Here is a 16,232-nt window from a genome sequence, read left to right as displayed (position 1 = left end):
GGGTCCGTCAGGCCCTGACTCGCAGCCGGTCAAGGGCGCAGCAAGGTGCCGGCGGCTTCCTCCAGGAGGGCTACGGCGAGGAGTTCGCCGTCCACGGGGCCGAAGCGTTCCAGGGCCCGCCGGTGGAGGCTGAGCACCGTGTCGGCCAACTCGTGCGGGGTGCCGAGGTCGCGGGCCTCGCCCGTGATGATCTCGAGCTGGTCGTGGATGCGGTCGAGTCCGTAGGAGGGGAGGTAGTCCCCGGCGAACAGGGCCGACAGGTCCCTGCGGATGAAGTCGCTCCCGGCCGCGCTGCCGGCCAGTGTGTCGCGCAGGACGGCGAGGTCGATGCCCGCTCGGCGCCCCAGCAGCAGGGCCTCGGCAGTCGCCGCGGCCTGCCCGAACCAGAGCAGGTTGATGAGGAGTTTCGTCGTGTAGCCGGTTCCCGGGCCGCCCATGTGGCTGATCCGGTCCGGTGTCGTCACGGCCTCCAGCAGCGGCCTGCACCGGCCGAGGACTTCGGGAGAGCCGCCCACGAACAGCCTGACGCGCCCCTGTTCGGCATCGTCCGGGCCGCCGCCGAGGGGTGCTTCGAGGACGTCGACGCCGTGCGCAGCCGCTCGTTCCCGCAACACCTCCGCGACTGCGGGGGCGTTGCTCGTCATGTCCATCCACACCGCCCCGGCGGCCAGGGCGGCGAACACGGCGTCCGGCAGCGCCGCCTCGGCCTCGCGGGGCCCGGGAACCACGGTGACCAGTACGTCCGCCCCGGCGGCGGCCGTGGTGACGGACGGCGCCCAGTCGGCGCCCAACGCGCGCACCGCCTCTTCCCGTTCGGGACGCAGATCGAAGGCGGTGACCGTGTGGCCCGCCGCAACGAAGCGTCCGCACAGGGGTGTTCCCATACGGCCGACGCCGACGACGGCTACGCGCGAGGGCACAGAATCACCGCCATGGCAGTCGTTGCCTCCGTCGTCTCTCTCCGCCGCACCCGGGATCACTCAAAGGATCACTGCGGGAATCCTAGGGCACCGACCCTCTTGACTCTCAAGTCGCTCGAGATCCCATAGTGGCGGGCATGAACGAGCTCTACTCCATCGGGGACGTCGCCCGCCGCACGGGTCTGAGCGTGAGTGCGATCAGGTTCTACGCCGACGAGGGCGTCGTCGCCCCCACCGGTCTCACCGAGGGCGGCTTCCGGCGGTACGACGTGCACGCCATCGCCCGGCTCGAACTCGTGCGCACCCTGCGCGACCTGGGTGCCGGCCTGGACGACATCCGCCGGATGCTGGCCGCGGAGACCACCCTGCACGACCTGGCCGCCGCGCATCTGCGGCTGGTCGAGGACCAGTTGCGGCAGTTCCGGGCGCGCCGTGCCGTGCTGCGGACCATCGTGCGGCAACACACCACGACAGAACAGGTGAGTCTGATGCACAAGCTCGTGTCGATGTCCGACGACGACCGTGACCGGCTCATCCACCGGTTCTGGGACTTCGTGACCGACGGCCTGGACGTCCATCCCAGCTATGTGGAAGGGCTGCGCAGCCGGCGGCCACACCTGCCCGAGGAGCCGTCCACCGAGCAGTTGGAGGCCTGGATCGAACTCGCCGAGATCGTGCAGGACGACGGCTTCCGCACGGAACTGCGGGACTTCTTCCACCGGGCCTTCGGCACCGAGCGGGGCAAGCTGATCGCTTCACCGGAGATGATGGCCCGCATCGAGAGGCATCGGCAGCTTCGCCTGGAGGCACAGGCCTGCCAGCAGGCCGGCGTGCCCGCGGATTCGCCGCGGGCCCGGGACATCGCCGAGCGGGTGGCCGCCGACTCGGCCGAGTTGGCCACCGCCCTGACCGGGGAGGCGCACGACGTCGACAAGTCCCGGCGCAGCATCGTCGAGTTCGACCGGGACGGCAGGGCCGCGCAGTGGCAGGCCCAGTCGACCGGCCTGAAGTCGCTGACCAGGTACCACTCCCTGGTGGCGACGATCAACGGTACGCCCCAGCCGGACCCGGACCGGGCGGCGGCAACCCGCGAGTGGATGGCCGCCGCCCTGCGCCGGGGCGCGTGATGAACATATTGAGCGTGATCAATCTGCGGAATCGGAGACGGTGCGGCTTCCCATATGACTTCGCGAGCGCCGGACGACCGTGCCGGAACCCTTGAGCCGAACCCCGCGCTGATCGGGGTCGCCACGCGGTTGCGGATCAGCATCGGCGCGTTCCGCCGGCGCAGTCACGAAGCGCTGAGCGAGGGAGATCTGACGGGCCCGCAGCTGACGGCCCTCTCGCGGCTCGAACGGCTGGGTCCGGTCACCACGGCGGAACTGGCCAGGCGTGAGCAGATCACTCCCCAGGCGATGGGCGCCACCGTCGCGGTTCTGGAGGACCGTGGGCTGGTGGCCCGTACCGCTGATCCCTCCGACGGTCGTCGCCGGCTGCTGACGGTCACCGAGGCCGGCCGGGCCGTGCTGAGTTCCGAGCGCGGCACCGTCGCCGAGACGATGGCCGCGGCGATGGCGGCGTCCTTCACGGCCGAGGAGATCGCGACTCTCGATGCCGCGGCGCCGCTGATCGAACGGCTGGCCGACCTGTTCTGACCGGTGACCGTGATCGTCGAGTCCCACCCCGAGAAGCGGAGGGCGCGCCATGCCCGAGCCGGAGAACGCCGTCGCCGCAGGCGCCCGGAGCGAAGAGGGCGGTGCCTCGCGTCCCTTCCCCTGGCGGTTCACCGTGCCGTTGTTGCTCGGCTCCGCGCTGAACCCGATCAACAGCTCGCTGATCGCCACCGCGCTCGTGCCGATCGCCGCCGGGCTGCACGTCCGGGTCGGGCAGACCGCGGCCCTGGTGACCGGACTGTACGTGGCCAGCGCCGTCGCCCAGCCCACGGCCGGCAAGGCGGCCCAGGTGTTCGGTCCGCGACGGGTCTTCCTCGCCGGTATCGCGCTGGTGGCCGTGGGCGGCACGGTGGGCGGCCTCGCGCAGGACCTGATCACCCTGCTCGTCAGCAGGGTCCTGATCGGTCTCGGCACCTCCTGCGCCTATCCGACGGCGATGCTGCTGATCCGCGGCCGGGCCCATGACGCCGGCCTCGACGAACCACCCGGCAACGTCCTCGGCGCACTGCAGCTGGCCGGTACCGCCACGGCGTCGCTGGGACTGCCCGTCGGCGGCGTCCTGGTCGGTGCCCTGACCTGGCGATCGGTGTTCTTCGTCAACGTGCCGGTCGCACTGGTCGCCCTGTTCGCGACCCTGGCCTGGATCCCCCGTGACCGCCCCGTCGGCCGCGACCACAGCCTGCGGGGCGTCGCGTCCGCCCTCGACGTGACCGGCATCCTCGGTTTCGGCGCGACGATGACCGCACTGCTGCTGTTCCTCTACGACCTGCCCGTCGCGCACTGGTACCTGCTGGGCATCGCGGTGGCGGCGGGAGCGGCAGTCGCGTTCTGGGAGTCGCGTGCCGCCACCCCGTTCCTCGACGTGCGCCTGCTCGCGGCCGACCGGGCTCTGACCCGGACCTATCTGCGTTTCGGCCTGGCCATGCTGTGCGTCTACATCGTGCTCTACGGGCTCACGCAATGGGCCGAGGCCGTACGCGGCCTGTCCGGGAGCGAGTCCGGGCTGCTCCTGCTGCCCATGACCCTGGTGTCCGCGGTGGTCATCTCGCCGGTGTCGCGACGCAATCTCGTACGCGGACCGCTGATCGCCGCCGCGCTGATGTGCACGGCGGGGTCGGCGGGCGTTCTGCTGTTGACGTCGTCGGCCTGGATCGGCCTGTTCGTCGCCGTCACCGTGGTGTTCGGCATCTCGATGGGAGCCGCTTCAGCCGGCAACCAGACCGCCCTCTACGCCCAGGCTCCCCCTGACCAGCTCGGCAGCGCCTCGGGTCTGCTGCGCACCTTCGCCTACCTGGGCTCCATCGCCTCCTCGGCCGTCACCGGCATCGTGTTCCACACGCACGTCACCGACCACGGCCTCCATCTGATCGCCTGGATCATGGTCGGCATCAGCGCCGCCCTGATCGTCCTGACGGTCACCGATCGCTCGCTGTCCCCGCGCCCTGCCGGTTTCTTCCGGTAGATCTTCCGGTAGTCCGTCCCGTAGTTCTTCCTGGTGTCCCTGCCCGTCTCGATGATCTGCTGTACATGGTCAAGCAGCCACTCCTCGCCATCGAGTACAGGAAGGTGCCGCCCGTGAACGACCTCAGCTCCCGAACCCCACAGGAGATCTTCCAGAGCCACGGCAAGGCGCTCCTCGCCGAGGATCTCGACGGGATCGTCGCGAACTACGCCCCCGACGCGGCCTTCATCACCCCGTCCGGCGTCCGGCACGGCCGGGACGGCGTCCGCGAGGGCTTCGCCCAGCTGTTCGCCGACCTCCCCCACGCCAAGTGGGACCTGACGATCCAGACCTTCGAAGGCGATGTCCTCTTCCTCGAGTGGTCCGCCGACTCCGACACCAGCCGGGCGCAGCACGGCGTGGACACCTTCGTCTTCCGCGACGGGCTCATCCAGACCCAGACCGTCCGCTACGCACTGACCCCGAAGAGCTGAGTGAAGGAGTTCCGCGTGTCACGCTTACGTGCCGTCTCCCGCTCCGCCCGGGTGCTCCGTTACCCGGTGGCCGCCCTGAGCGCGGCCTTCCTCGTCGCCGCGCCCACCGCGCACGCCGCGGTGAACCCGGTGCCGCCCAGCCTGTCCAGCGACTTCCTGGTCGCGAACGCCGGCCAGCACATGGTGCTGTGCGCCGACCCGGACAGCGGTATCGCGACCGTCAAGCCGCTCACCCTCACCATTGACCCCCTCTGTGTGTGGGAGCAGAGCGGGCCCGACAGCGACTTGGTCATGTACAACCCCAAATCGGGAACGGTCCTGGGCATCAAGGACAGCGGATCGCCGTACAACTTCGAGACCGTCGCCGTGATGCCGTACGACCCGCAGAACAGCTACGAGCAGTGGGCTTGGGGGCACCCGGACGGGAGCGGCCTCATCGGCCTTCCACTGCTCTTCCACGACGACCAGAGCTTCAACGCGAACGCTTTTGACAGCGTCGGCAAGTTCGTCACCATCACCGACGCCGGCCAGCCGACCAGGGCGGACCAGAGCTGGAGCACGGTCTCGATAGCCGACTGAACCGGCTTGTCGGCGCAGGTGCGGCAGGGGAGCCGCACCGGGGGGCCGCGCCCGCAAGCCACGGCAGGGCTCGGACCTTTCGCACCTGGAGGTCCGGGCCCTGCGACATCTACCGGGCCTGGTCGGCTCCGGCCGACCGCACCAGTTCCGCCCTGTCGGCGACCCCCAGCTTCCTGCCCACTCGCTCCACCAGGCCGGTCACGTCCTGCGGGGTCAGCAGCAGGGCCTGGGCGATCTGGCGGTCACTGTGACCGGCACCGAGCAGCTCCACCACCCGGTGTTCGGTCGGCGACAGACTCGGAGCCACCGCCGGCGCGGCTTTCGGGCGCACCCCCAGCTCGGCCAGTGCCCGTCGTACCCGGCCGGCCAGGAGGAGACTGCCGCAGGTCTCGGCGAGGTCCAGGGCCTGGGTGAGCACCCGGCGGCCCTCGTCGGCCTCTCCCCCGCGGGCCAGAGCGGCACCCAACTCGTACTGGGCCCGGGCCAGTTCCAGGCGGGCCGGAGACCGCTCCAGCACCTCGACGGCCTCGCGCAGCAGGGCCTCCCCCTCGGGGCCGCCCGTGACGACTCCCAAGCAGCACGACGCCAGGCCGATCACTCGCCCGGTGCCCCAGCGGTGGGCCAACTCCATTTCCTCGGTGGCCAGTTGGAGCGCGTCGGTGCGCTGTCCGAGGGCCAGGTGCAGCCGCGCGGCCTGCGACCGCCAGGGCGCCCCGGTCAGGTTCGCGACCCGCGCCCGCTTTTCCTGTGCGCCGTACTCCAGAAGGGCCGTGAGGGCGGCGGCCGGATTGTCCCGCGCGGCATACAGCCGGCTGCGGGCGACGACCAGCTGCCCCTGCCACAGCCAGCCGGCCCGCTCGGTGTCGGCGTCCGGCACCAGCACCCGGGTCGCCGAGGCCAGGTCGCACCGCTCGATCATCGACTCGCCCACCTGGACCATCAGCGCCAGCCGTGCCCGGTGCTCCAGGCCCTCGCCGGTCATGGCGCCGGGATGTCCGAAGTCCTCGGTGAGCGCCAGCTGTCGGCCCCGGCGCGCGTGGACCCTGAGCTGCCAGATCATCGCCGTCGACACCATGAGGAACACGCCCCACCGCGCACCGATGTCGGCGATCTGGTCGAACCGCGCGGCCGCGTCGTCGAGCCGGTCGGTGGTCATGTAGGCCATTCCGGCCAGGCTCACGAGCAGCTGCGACTGGTCCATGGCCGCCAACCCGCCGCGCAGGGCCCGGTCGAGGAGGCTGTTGGTGACCTCGGCGCCGGCGTCCCCGGCGACGGCCGAGGCGGCGAGCGCGGCCAGGACCGCGCACTCGCCCGGGGTGTCGCCGGCCAGCTTCTGTTCCCACAGCCGCCCGGCGAGTTGGCGGGCCACGGGGAGGGTGGACATCTGGTCGTAACCGATCAGGAGCATCTGGGCCTGCAGGAACCAGGACACCTCACGGGCCATCCCGGAGCCGTCCTCGGCCTGCCGCAGGTCCTCCACCGCGCGGGCGAGCACCTCGACGGCGTCCGCGTGCTCATGCCCGAGGAACAGCGCGTTGGCGAGCTGGTAGGCCGCCTGGGCGCGCGAGTACGGGTCCGTCAGCATGGCCGAGGCCTGTGTCAGATGATGCCGCGCGGCGCCGACATCGAGCTGTAACTCGTCCTCGCCCAACTCCAGCAGCAGCGGCCCGCGTTCCTTGCCGGACATCGGCTCGCGCAGGGCCCGGCGCAGATAGGTCGCGGTGATCTCCGGGGCGCCTCGGCCGCGTGTGGCCCGCGCCGCCTGCCGCAGGACGTCGACCCGCCAGGCCTCGCCGTTCGGTTCGGCCAGCATCAGGTGGGCGGCCACCAGATGGTCGGCCGCCCCCTCGCGTCGCAGCAGTTCGGCCGCCCGTGCGTGTCCGGCGGCCAGTTCCACCGGTCCGACGACGGTCTCGGCGATCGCGGTGCGGACCAGGGGATGATCGAAACGCGCCGCCTCACCGGGTGCCAGGATGCCGATCCGCTGCAGCCGGCGGCCGTGCTCCCGGGCCTGCGCCTCGCCCAACTCCGCCAGTTCGGCGGCGAGATGCCAGTCGGCCCCGTCGCCCAGCACCGTCAGGGCCTCGACCAGACGCCGGGTCGGCTCCGGCTCGTCCGTCAGCCGCTTCACCACGGTGTCCGCCAGGATCCGGCCGCGGAACTCCTCGACCAGATGAGCCTGGTCGTCGGCGGGTCTGACAGCGTTGTCGGCAAGGGTCCGGAGTAACTCGCGCAGCAGCAGGGGGTTGCCCTGGGCCGACTCGGCGCAGGCGGCGGCGAACCGCGGTTCCGCGTCCTGGCCCAGACTCGTCCGCACCAGCCGGGCCACGCTGTCGGCGCCCAGTGCGGGCAGCACGACCGGCAGGCAGTCCGGCTGGGCGGCGATCCGCTCCAGCAACGGCTCGGCCTGGGTCCCGCTGTCCGGCCGTGCCGTCAGCACCAGCAGCAACGGCAGACCGCTCAGACGCCGCGTCAGGTACTCCAGCCACCGTACGGACGGGCCGTCCGCCCAGTGCGCGTCGTCGACCACGAGGGCGACCGGCCCGTCGTCCGTGACATGCACCATCAGCCAGTACAGGCTGTGCAGCAGGCCGGGTGACGCCTCGGGCGACAGCCCTCCGACCTCGCCCGCTCCAGGCACCCGCAGCGCGTGCGACGCCGGCTCCGCCGGGCCCGACAGCAGCCGCTCCCGCCCGGCGCCACCGGCTTGGGCCAGCAGCGGTTCCGTCAGCTGCCGCAGTACCGAGAAGGCGAAGTCCTGCTCCAGCTCTCCGCCGCTGCCGCGCACCACCCTGATCCCCCGCGACTGCTCGGCCGCCGCCCAGGCGTTCACCAGGGAGGTCTTCCCCATCCCCGCGCTCGCCCGCACCAGCACCACCCCGCCCCGGCCGGCCCGGGCCGCACCGGCCGCGCGCTCGAGCACCTCCAGCTGACCGCGGCGGTCGAGCAGACCTGATTCCGGCACACCGTCATCGGCGGGAGGACCGTCCGGCCGACCGGAACGGCCGGCGGCGAGCAGTGCGGCAGCGTCGGCGTCGGGCAGTCCCAGCGCCGACACCAGCAGCTCCACCGTGCGCCGCTGCGGCCGCTGCCGATGGCCCCGCTCCAGATCCCTGATCGACCTGGCCGCCAGTCCGGCGGCCTCGGCCAGTTCCTCCTGCGTCAGACCCGCGGCCCGGCGTAAGTCCCGCAATATCTCACCGAACGTCATCACACGCCCCTCACGGCAGCGCAGGACGCCGACCGCCCGGAAAATGTGACGGTGTGCCGCCGTGCCACTACTGATCATCAGTGTCGGGTCAGGACCCTACCCGGGAGACCAGGAGGCCTGCCAGTACAACTCCGGGCACTCAGGCTCCGGGGGCGATGCCGCACCGGGGTGCCCCGAAGGCTGCCCTCGGAGCACTGTTCCGTGCTGTCGGGGGCCGGATACGCTCATGACCCTTTTTGCCACGCGCGCGGCCTGCGTGGCCTCACGGGTCACCTGCGCAGGTGGCAGCCCGAGCTGAGCGCCGAGGTCCTGCACGACGGCTGGCTGCGCACCGGGGACGCCGGTTACCGGGACGAGGACGGCTATCTGTACATCGCCGGCCGCTACCAGCAGATGATCGAACTCGCGGTGGGCCATCAGGCCTTCCCCGCCGAGCTGGAGGTCCTCCTGCTCACTCACCCGGCGGTGGAGCAGTGCATGGTCTTCGGCGTGCGCCGCCCGGACGACGCCGAGGACATCCACGCGGCGATCGTCCCGTCCCCCGGGCACACCCCGGATCCCGCCGCGATCCGGGACTTCGTGACGACCCGCAAAGGCCCCCTCTACACCCCGAGCGCCCTGCACGTCCTGACCTCGATGCCGCTCAACCCGGTCGGCGAGCCCGACAGGCCCCGGGTACGGGCCCGACTCGGCCTGACGGACGAGGGCTTCGCCGTCTCCTGAGCCCCGGGCGGGTTCCGGAGGGGCCCGTGGTCTCCCCGCACCCCGTCAGATGGCGCCGCGGATGGCCTGCTCGAAGCCCTCGACGTGACGGCGGGCGAGGTGCGCCGCCCGGTCCGGGTCGCCGGCGACGACCGCCTCGATCAGCGGGCCGTGTTCTCCCACGTGGCCGGCCATGTCGGAGAGACGGTCGATGAACAGGCACCAGATGCGGGTGGCCAGGTTGTCGTAGCGGACGAGGGTGTCCTCCAGGTACGGGTTGTGCGTGGTGGCGTAAATGGTGCGGTGGACCCGGAGATCCAGGTGCATCAGCTCGACGGCGTCGTGCGGACGGGACTCCGCGGCCTCCAGTTGCCGCCGCAGTGCCGTCAGTGCGGCGCGGTCCGCCGCCGTAGCGCGCCGTGCGGCCTGGGCGCAGGCCAGGGGTTCGAGCTCCTGGCGCACCTCGGAGATATGGGCCAGGTCGGTGATGTTGACATCGGTCGCGAAGGTGCCCCGGCGCGGGTAGGTCGTGATCAGGCGCTCGTACTGGAGCCGCTTGAGCGCCTCGCGCACCGGAGTGCGGCCGACGCCGAGGGACTGCCCCAGCTGCTCCTCGTTGATCGGCGCGCCCGGGCGGATCTCGAGCATGACGAGCCGGTCCCGGATGGCCCGGTAGGCGCGTTCGGCGAGGGAGAACTCCTCACCGTCCTGGGGCGCCGTCGCCGCCTGATGCATGAACTGCCCCCTTGACCTGTTCCGCGAAGCTCACATACCTTACCGCACAGTCTGATATATCAATTGCTCAACAGTCGGCTGTCAGGATGGTGCGCAGATGGCAACCAACCCCTCGCTCAGCACATTCACCTCCCCCCTCGCCCTCCCGCTCAGTGAACTCGACCCGGACGTCGCCGCCGCGGTGAACGCCGAGCTGCACCGCCAGCAGTCCACGCTCGAGATGATCGCCTCGGAGAACTTCGCCCCCGCCGCCGTCATGGAGGCCCAGGGCTCGGTGCTGACCAACAAGTACGCCGAGGGGTACCCGGGCCGCCGTTACTACGGCGGCTGCGAACACGTCGACGTCGTCGAGCAGCTGGCCATCGCCCGGGTGAAGGAGCTGTTCGGCGCCGAGGCCGCGAACGTGCAGCCGCACTCCGGCGCCCAGGCCAACGCGGCCGCGATGTTCGCGCTGCTCCAGCCCGGCGACACGATCCTGGGCCTCGACCTGGCGCACGGCGGGCACCTCACCCACGGCATGCGCCTCAACTACTCGGGCAAGCTGTACAACGTCGTGCCCTACCACGTGCGCGAGTCCGACATGCGCATCGACATGGACGAGGTCGAACAGCTCGCGCTCGCGCACCGGCCGAAGATGATCGTCGCCGGGTGGTCGGCCTACCCGAGGCAGCTGGACTTCGCGGCCTTCCGCCGGATCGCCGACGCGGTGGGCGCCTACCTGATGGTGGACATGGCGCACTTCGCCGGACTGGTGGCCGCGGGCCTGCACCCGAGCCCGGTGCCGTACGCCGACGTCGTCACGACGACCACGCACAAGACCCTCGGCGGACCGCGCGGCGGAGTGATCCTCAGCCGGGCCGACCTGGCCAAGAAGATCAACTCCGCGGTCTTCCCGGGCCAGCAGGGCGGCCCGCTGGAGCATGTCATCGCGGCGAAGGCGGTCGCCTTCAAGGTGGCGGCGGGCGAGGAGTTCAAGGACCGCCAGCAGCGCACGCTCAAGGGCGCGAAGATCCTCGCCGGCCGGCTGCTGGCCGACGACGTGGCCGAGGCCGGTATCACCGTGCTGACCGGCGGCACCGAGGTCCATCTGGTCCTGGTCGACCTGCGCGACTCCGCGCTCGACGGGAAGCAGGCCGAGGACCGGCTGCACCGCATCGGCATCACCGTCAACCGCAACGCGGTGCCCTTCGACCCGCGCCCGCCGATGGTGTCGTCCGGGCTGCGGATCGGCACCCCGGCCCTGGCCACCCGCGGCTTCGGCGAGGCGGAGTTCCGCGAGGTCGCCGACATCATCGCCCAGGCCCTGAAGGACGAGCGGCTCGGCGACGAGCGCGCCGCCGAACTGCGCGGCCGGGTCGAGAAGCTCGCCGCCGCCTTCCCCCTGTACCCCCACCTGCCCTACGCGAACGGAGCCGCGGCATGACCGCCGAGCCGCTGCCGGAGCACCCGGACTTCCTCTGGCGCAACCCCGAGCCGCGCTCCTCGTACGACGTCGTCATCGTCGGCGCGGGCGGCCACGGCCTGGCCACCGCCTACTACCTCGCCAAGAACCACGGCGTCACCAATGTCGCGGTCCTGGAGAAGGGCTGGCTGGCGGGCGGGAACATGGCCCGCAACACCACGATCATCCGTTCCAACTACCTGTGGGACGAGAGCGCGGCGATCTACGAGCACGCGCTGAAGCTGTGGGAGCGGCTCCCGGAGGAGCTGGACTACGACTTCCTGTTCAGCCAGCGCGGCGTCCTCAACCTCGCGCACACCCTCCAGGACGTCCGCGAGGGCATGCGCCGCGTCAACGCCAACAAGCTCAACGGCGTCGACGCCGAGTGGCTCGAACCGGAGGACGTCGCCAAGGTCTGCCCCATCGTCAACGTCTCGTCCCGCACCCGGTACCCGGTCCTCGGCGGCACCTTCCAGCCGCGGGCCGGGATCGCCAAGCACGACCACGTCGCCTGGGCGCTGGCCCGCCGGGCCGACGAGCTGGGCGTGGACCTGATCCAGGGCTGCGAGGTCACCGGCTTCGTCAAGGACGGCGACCGGGTGGTGGGCGTCGAGACCAACCGGGGCCGTATCCTCGCCGGCCGGGTCGGGCTCGCGGCCGCCGGGCACAGCAGCGTGCTCGCCGAACTGGCCGGCTTCCGGCTGCCGATCCAGTCCCACCCGCTCCAGGCGCTCGTCTCCGAGCTGCACGAGCCGGTGCACCCCACGGTGGTCATGTCGAACCACGTGCACGTCTACGTCTCCCAGGCGCACAAGGGCGAGCTGGTGATGGGCGCGGGCGTCGACTCGTACAACGGCTACGGGCAGCGCGGCTCCTTCCATGTGATCGAGCAGCAGATGGCCGCCGCGGTCGAGCTGTTCCCGATCTTCGCGCGGGCGCACGTCCTGCGGACCTGGGGCGGCATCGTCGACGTCTCCCCGGACGCCTCGCCGATCATGGGCGCCACCCCCGTCGGGAACCTGTACGTCAACTGCGGCTGGGGAACCGGCGGGTTCAAGGCCACCCCGGCGGCCGGCTGGGCCTTCGCGCACACCCTCGCGACCGGCGAACCGCACCCGCTGAACGCCCCCTTCGCGCTCGAACGCTTCACGACGGGCGCGTTGATCGACGAGCATGGCGCGGCAGCCGTGGCCCACTGACGAGACCGCTGAAAGAAGGACACCGTGCTGCTGATCAGCTGCCCCTGGTGCGGTCCCCGTGACGAGACCGAGTACCACTACGGCGGACAGGCCCATGTCCCCTACCCCGAGACCCCCGCGGACCTCACCGACGCGCAGTGGGCCGAGTACGTCTTCTACCGCGACAACCCCAAGGGCCCCTTCGCCGAGCGGTGGGTGCACAGCACCGGCTGCCGTCGCTGGTTCAACGTCCTGCGCGACACCGTCAGCAACGAGGTGCTCCGCTCCTACCGGTCCGACGAGCCCCGCCCCGAACTGCCCCAGGCCGGAGGGAACCGATGACAGACCAGGACTTCCGGCTCCCGCAGGGGGGCCGCGTCGACCGCGGCACCGTGCTGCGCTTCACCGTCGGCGGGCGGGAGCTGACCGGGCACCCCGGTGACACCGTCGCCTCGGCGATGCTGGCGAACGGCCTCGTCGAGGTCGCGCCCTCGCTCTACCGCGGCCGTCCGCGCGGTGTCGTCGCCGCGGGCGTCGAGGAGCCCAACGCCCTGCTGCAGATCGACGGCCCCTGTTCCGAGGGCATGCTGCCGGCGACGGCGGTGGAGCTGTACGACGGCCTGTCGGCGACGTCGCTGTCCGGCATGGGCCGGCTCGACCCGAACCCCGACCCCGCCGGCTACGACAAGAAGTACGTCCACACCGATGTCCTGGTCGTCGGTGCCGGACCCGCCGGGCTCGCGGCCGCCGCCGCTGCCGCCGGCTCCGGCGCCCGGGTGATCCTCCTCGACGACCAGCCCGAGCCCGGCGGTTCGCTGCTCTCCGGGCGCTCCGAGCGGGTCGGCGGGCACAGCGCCCTCGCCTGGGTGGCCGAGGTCCGCGCGGCGCTCGACGCCGCCCCCGAGGTCACGGTCCTGCCCCGCACCACGGCCTTCGGCTCGTACGACGCCAACTACGTGCTGGCCCTGCAGCGGCGCACCGACCACCTCGGGACCTCCGCACCCGAGGGCGTCTCGCGCCAGCGGCTGTGGCACATCCGCGCCCGCCAGGTGGTCCTGGCGACCGGCGCGCACGAACGTCCGCTGGTCTTCGCCGGGAACGACCGGCCCGGGGTGATGCTCGCCGGGGCCGTGCGCACGTATCTCAACCGGTACGCCGTGGCGGCGGGTTCGCGGGCCGTGGTGAGCACGACCAACGACAGCGCCTACGACACGGCCGCCGATCTCCACGCGGCCGGCGTCGGCATCGCCGCCGTCGTGGACGCGCGGCCCGAACTGTCCCACCGGGCCGCCGAGTTCGCGGTGGCGAGCGGGGTGCGGGTGCTGACGGGCAGCACGGTGGTCGACACGGCGGGCGAGAGCCGGCTCACCGGCGTCACCGTGCACGCCCTCGACGCCGACGGCCAACTCACCGGCACACCCGAGTCGTTCGACTGCGACCTGCTCGCCGTCTCGGGCGGCTGGAGCCCGGTGGTGCACCTGCACAGCCAGCGGCAGGGCAGGCTGCGCTGGGACGAGGACCTGGTCGCCTTCGTGCCCGACGGCGCCGTCCGGGACCAGCAGGTGGTCGGTGCGGCGCGCGGGACGTACGACCTCGACGGCTGTCTGGCCGAAGGTGCCCGGGCGGGTGCGCTGGCCGCGACGGACGCCGGGTTCCCCGTCGCCGTGCCCTCGCCGGGCGCGGCCCGGCCGGTGAGTCCGACGCGTGCCCTGTGGCTGGTACCCGCTGTCGAAGGCGAACCCGGCAGCTGGGACAGCCACTTCGTGGACCTCCAGCGCGATGTCACCGTCGCCGACGTCTGGCGCTCCACCGGGGCCGGCATGCGCGGTGTCGAGCACGTCAAGCGCTACACCTCGCTCGGCACCGCCAACGACCAGGGCAAGACGTCCGGCGTCAACGCGATCGGTGTCATCGCCGAGGCCCTCGGCGGTTCGCTGGGCGAGATCGGCACCACGGCCTACCGGGCGCCGTACACGCCGATCGCCTTCGCCGCCCTCGCCGGGCGCGAGCGCGGCGAGCTGTTCGACCCGGAGCGGACCACCTCCATCCACAGCTGGCATGTGGCGCACGGCGCGGAGTTCGAGGACGTCGGGCAGTGGAAGCGGCCCTGGTACTACCCGCGGCCCGGTGAGGACATGGACACCGCTGTTGCCCGCGAGTGCCGTGCGGCCCGGGAGGGGGTGGCGTTCATGGACGCCTCCACCCTCGGCAAGATCGAGATCTGGGGCGCCGACGCGGGCGAGTTCCTCAACCGCGTGTACACCAACGCCTTCAAGAAGCTCAAGCCGGGCACCGCCCGCTACGGCGTGATGTGCAAGCCCGACGGCATGATCTTCGACGACGGTGTGACACTGCGCCTCGACGACAACCGCTACTTCATGACCACCACGACCGGCGGCGCCGCCGGGGTCCTGGACTGGCTGGAGGAGTGGCTGCAGACCGAGTGGCCCGAACTCGACGTGCACTGCACCTCGGTGACCGAGCAGTGGTCGACGATCGCCGTCGTCGGCCCGAAGTCGCGCGAGGTCGTTGCCCAGCTCGCGCCGGACGTCGACCTGTCCGCCGAGGCGTTCCCGTTCATGGCCTTCCGCGAGACCACCCTGGCCTCCGGCATCCCGGCCCGGATCTGCCGGATCTCCTTCTCCGGCGAACTCGCCTACGAGATCAACGTCTCCGCGTGGTACGGCCTCGCCGTCTGGGCGCAGGTGTACGGGGCCGGGCAGCCGTACGGCATCACCCCGTACGGCACCGAGACCATGCACGTGCTGCGGGCGGAGAAGGGCTACATCATCGTCGGCCAGGACACCGACGGCACCGTGACCCCGCAGGACGCGGGGATGTCCTGGGTGGTCTCGAAGCAGAAGGACTTCATCGGCAAGCGGTCCTACTCCCGTGCCGACACCGCCCGCACCGACCGCAAGCAGCTGGTCGGCCTGCTGCCGAGCGACCGCACCACCCGGCTCCCCGAGGGCACCCAACTCGTCGCGCCGGACGTCGACCTGCGGACGGTGCCCGTGCCGATGCTCGGCCACGTCACCTCCAGCTACCACAGCCCGGCCCTCGGCCGCCCCTTCGCCCTGGCCCTCGTCGCCGGCGGGCAGGCGAGGATCGGCGAGACCCTCCTCGCCCCGGTGGGCGAGGACCTCGTGCCCGTCGAGGTGACCGACTTCGTCCTCTACGACCCCGAAGGGACCAGGCGAGATGGCTGAGCCGACGATCACGGCGGAGGCGGGCGCGGGACCGGTGGCTCTGCGCACCAGCCCGCTGGAACATCTTGCGGACCGGATGCGGGAGGCCGCCGTCACCGGCGACCGCGGTGTCACGCTCGCCGAGTGGCCGTTCATCACCATGGTGAACCTGCGTGCCGACCCCGAGTCCGAGGCGGCCGACCGCATCGGGAACGCCCTGGGCGCGCCGCTCCCCCGCGCCTGCGGCCACACCTCCGCCTCCGGCCCCCACACGGTCGCCTGGCTCGGTCCCGACGAGTGGCTCGTACTGTCCCAGGCCGACGGAACCGCGGTGGCCGCCGAGTTGCGGCAGGCGCTCGGCGAGGACCCGGGCTCGGTGGTGGACGTGTCCGCGAACCGCACCACGCTGGAGCTGGGCGGGCCGGCCGCCCGGCAGGTGCTGGAGAAGGGGTGCCCGCTGGATCTGCACCCCCGGTCCTTCGGCCCCGGCCAGGCGGTGTCGACCACGGTCGGCCCGGTCGCGGTGCTGCTCTGGCAGGTCGACGAGGCACCGACGTACCGGCTGCTGCCCCGCTCCTCGTTCGCCGACCACCTGGCGCGCTGGCTCATCGACGCGATGAACGAGTACCGCGGCCCGGCGGTGCCCTGACAGGGCTCGGCGCGCCCCGGC

General features: G+C 71.9%; 14 protein-coding genes. 11 read left to right on the top strand and 3 right to left on the bottom strand.

Going from position 1 to position 16,232, the window contains the following annotated elements:
* Positions 1–29 precede the first annotated feature (29 nt).
* Positions 30–920 (bottom strand): NAD(P)-dependent oxidoreductase, encoded by an 891-nt coding sequence (locus AB0D85_RS19515; protein WP_362321631.1) that lies wholly within the window; start codon positions 918–920, stop codon positions 30–32.
* 137 nt (positions 921–1,057) lie between these two features.
* Between AB0D85_RS19515 and AB0D85_RS19510 the strand changes: the two genes are divergently transcribed.
* The 5 genes from AB0D85_RS19510 (at position 1,058) to AB0D85_RS19490 (ending at position 5,107) form a co-directional block, all read left to right on the top strand.
* Complete coding sequence (locus tag AB0D85_RS19510; RefSeq protein WP_362321629.1) at positions 1,058–2,047, top strand: MerR family transcriptional regulator; 990 nt, start codon at positions 1,058–1,060, stop codon at positions 2,045–2,047.
* 54 nt (positions 2,048–2,101) lie between these two features.
* Positions 2,102–2,575 (top strand): MarR family transcriptional regulator, encoded by a 474-nt coding sequence (locus AB0D85_RS19505; protein WP_362321627.1) that lies wholly within the window; start codon positions 2,102–2,104, stop codon positions 2,573–2,575.
* Between the two features lie 49 nt (positions 2,576–2,624).
* Positions 2,625–4,055 (top strand): MFS transporter, encoded by a 1,431-nt coding sequence (locus tag AB0D85_RS19500; protein WP_362321625.1) that lies wholly within the window; start codon positions 2,625–2,627, stop codon positions 4,053–4,055.
* Between the two features lie 65 nt (positions 4,056–4,120).
* The gene (locus tag AB0D85_RS19495; RefSeq protein ID WP_362321623.1) at positions 4,121–4,528 is read left to right on the top strand and encodes a nuclear transport factor 2 family protein; all 408 of its coding nucleotides are present in this window, start codon (positions 4,121–4,123) and stop codon (positions 4,526–4,528) included.
* A gap of 15 nt (positions 4,529–4,543) precedes the next feature.
* Positions 4,544–5,107, top strand: coding sequence for a hypothetical protein (locus tag AB0D85_RS19490; protein WP_362321621.1), 564 nt, complete (start codon positions 4,544–4,546; stop codon positions 5,105–5,107).
* A gap of 109 nt (positions 5,108–5,216) precedes the next feature.
* Here the strand turns inward: AB0D85_RS19490 and AB0D85_RS19485 are convergent, their stop codons facing one another.
* A complete protein-coding gene (locus AB0D85_RS19485; protein WP_362321619.1) occupies positions 5,217–8,318 on the bottom strand; it encodes an AAA family ATPase in 3,102 nt (1,033 codons plus the stop codon).
* A 201-nt stretch (positions 8,319–8,519) separates the two neighbouring features.
* On the opposite strand from AB0D85_RS19485, the gene AB0D85_RS19480 reads away from it, so the two are divergent.
* On the top strand, positions 8,520–9,041 hold the full coding sequence (locus AB0D85_RS19480; protein WP_362321617.1) for a hypothetical protein: 522 nt from the start codon (positions 8,520–8,522) through the stop codon (positions 9,039–9,041).
* A gap of 45 nt (positions 9,042–9,086) precedes the next feature.
* Here the strand turns inward: AB0D85_RS19480 and AB0D85_RS19475 are convergent, their stop codons facing one another.
* The gene (locus tag AB0D85_RS19475) at positions 9,087–9,755 is read right to left on the bottom strand and encodes a GntR family transcriptional regulator (RefSeq protein WP_362321615.1); all 669 of its coding nucleotides are present in this window, start codon (positions 9,753–9,755) and stop codon (positions 9,087–9,089) included.
* A 97-nt stretch (positions 9,756–9,852) separates the two neighbouring features.
* Between AB0D85_RS19475 and glyA the strand changes: the two genes are divergently transcribed.
* From glyA to soxG, 5 genes are read left to right on the top strand one after another with little or no spacing between them, the layout of a single operon-like run.
* Entirely contained in the window at positions 9,853–11,178 is a 1,326-nt protein-coding gene (gene glyA / locus AB0D85_RS19470) for a serine hydroxymethyltransferase (RefSeq protein WP_362321613.1), read from the top strand.
* The gene (locus AB0D85_RS19465; RefSeq protein ID WP_362321611.1) at positions 11,175–12,395 is read left to right on the top strand and encodes a sarcosine oxidase subunit beta family protein; all 1,221 of its coding nucleotides are present in this window, start codon (positions 11,175–11,177) and stop codon (positions 12,393–12,395) included. The genes glyA and AB0D85_RS19465 overlap by 4 nt, the downstream gene beginning before the upstream one ends.
* Positions 12,396–12,419: 24 nt before the next feature.
* Positions 12,420–12,716 (top strand): sarcosine oxidase subunit delta, encoded by a 297-nt coding sequence (locus AB0D85_RS19460; protein ID WP_362321609.1) that lies wholly within the window; start codon positions 12,420–12,422, stop codon positions 12,714–12,716.
* Complete coding sequence (locus AB0D85_RS19455; RefSeq protein ID WP_362321607.1) at positions 12,713–15,583, top strand: sarcosine oxidase subunit alpha family protein; 2,871 nt, start codon at positions 12,713–12,715, stop codon at positions 15,581–15,583. The genes AB0D85_RS19460 and AB0D85_RS19455 overlap by 4 nt, the downstream gene beginning before the upstream one ends.
* A complete protein-coding gene (gene soxG, locus AB0D85_RS19450; protein WP_362321605.1) occupies positions 15,576–16,211 on the top strand; it encodes a sarcosine oxidase subunit gamma family protein in 636 nt (211 codons plus the stop codon). Before AB0D85_RS19455 ends, soxG begins: the two co-directional genes overlap by 8 nt.
* Positions 16,212–16,232: the final 21 nt, after the last annotated feature.

Source organism: Streptomyces sp. NPDC048277, from assembly GCF_040652235.1.
Lineage (GTDB): Bacteria > Actinomycetota > Actinomycetes > Streptomycetales > Streptomycetaceae > Streptomyces.
The sequence above is the reverse complement of the archived record's forward strand: the minus strand, read 5'-3'. Positions and strand labels throughout refer to the sequence as shown.

Excerpts from the sequence above, each read along its gene's own strand:
- AB0D85_RS19500 (WP_362321625.1), top strand. The coding sequence starts at position 2,625 with ATGCCCGAGCCGGAGAACGCCGTCGCCGCAGGCGCCCGGAGCGAAGAG.
- AB0D85_RS19485 (WP_362321619.1), bottom strand. The coding sequence starts at position 8,318 with ATGACGTTCGGTGAGATATTGCGGGACTTACGCCGGGCCGCGGGTCTG.
- AB0D85_RS19475 (WP_362321615.1), bottom strand. The coding sequence starts at position 9,755 with ATGCATCAGGCGGCGACGGCGCCCCAGGACGGTGAGGAGTTCTCCCTC.
- AB0D85_RS19505 (WP_362321627.1), top strand. The coding sequence starts at position 2,102 with ATGACTTCGCGAGCGCCGGACGACCGTGCCGGAACCCTTGAGCCGAAC.
- glyA (WP_362321613.1), top strand. The coding sequence starts at position 9,853 with ATGGCAACCAACCCCTCGCTCAGCACATTCACCTCCCCCCTCGCCCTC.
- AB0D85_RS19495 (WP_362321623.1), top strand. The coding sequence starts at position 4,121 with ATGGTCAAGCAGCCACTCCTCGCCATCGAGTACAGGAAGGTGCCGCCC.
- AB0D85_RS19465 (WP_362321611.1), top strand. The coding sequence starts at position 11,175 with ATGACCGCCGAGCCGCTGCCGGAGCACCCGGACTTCCTCTGGCGCAAC.
- AB0D85_RS19510 (WP_362321629.1), top strand. The coding sequence starts at position 1,058 with ATGAACGAGCTCTACTCCATCGGGGACGTCGCCCGCCGCACGGGTCTG.
- soxG (WP_362321605.1), top strand. The coding sequence starts at position 15,576 with ATGGCTGAGCCGACGATCACGGCGGAGGCGGGCGCGGGACCGGTGGCT.
- AB0D85_RS19455 (WP_362321607.1), top strand. The coding sequence starts at position 12,713 with ATGACAGACCAGGACTTCCGGCTCCCGCAGGGGGGCCGCGTCGACCGC.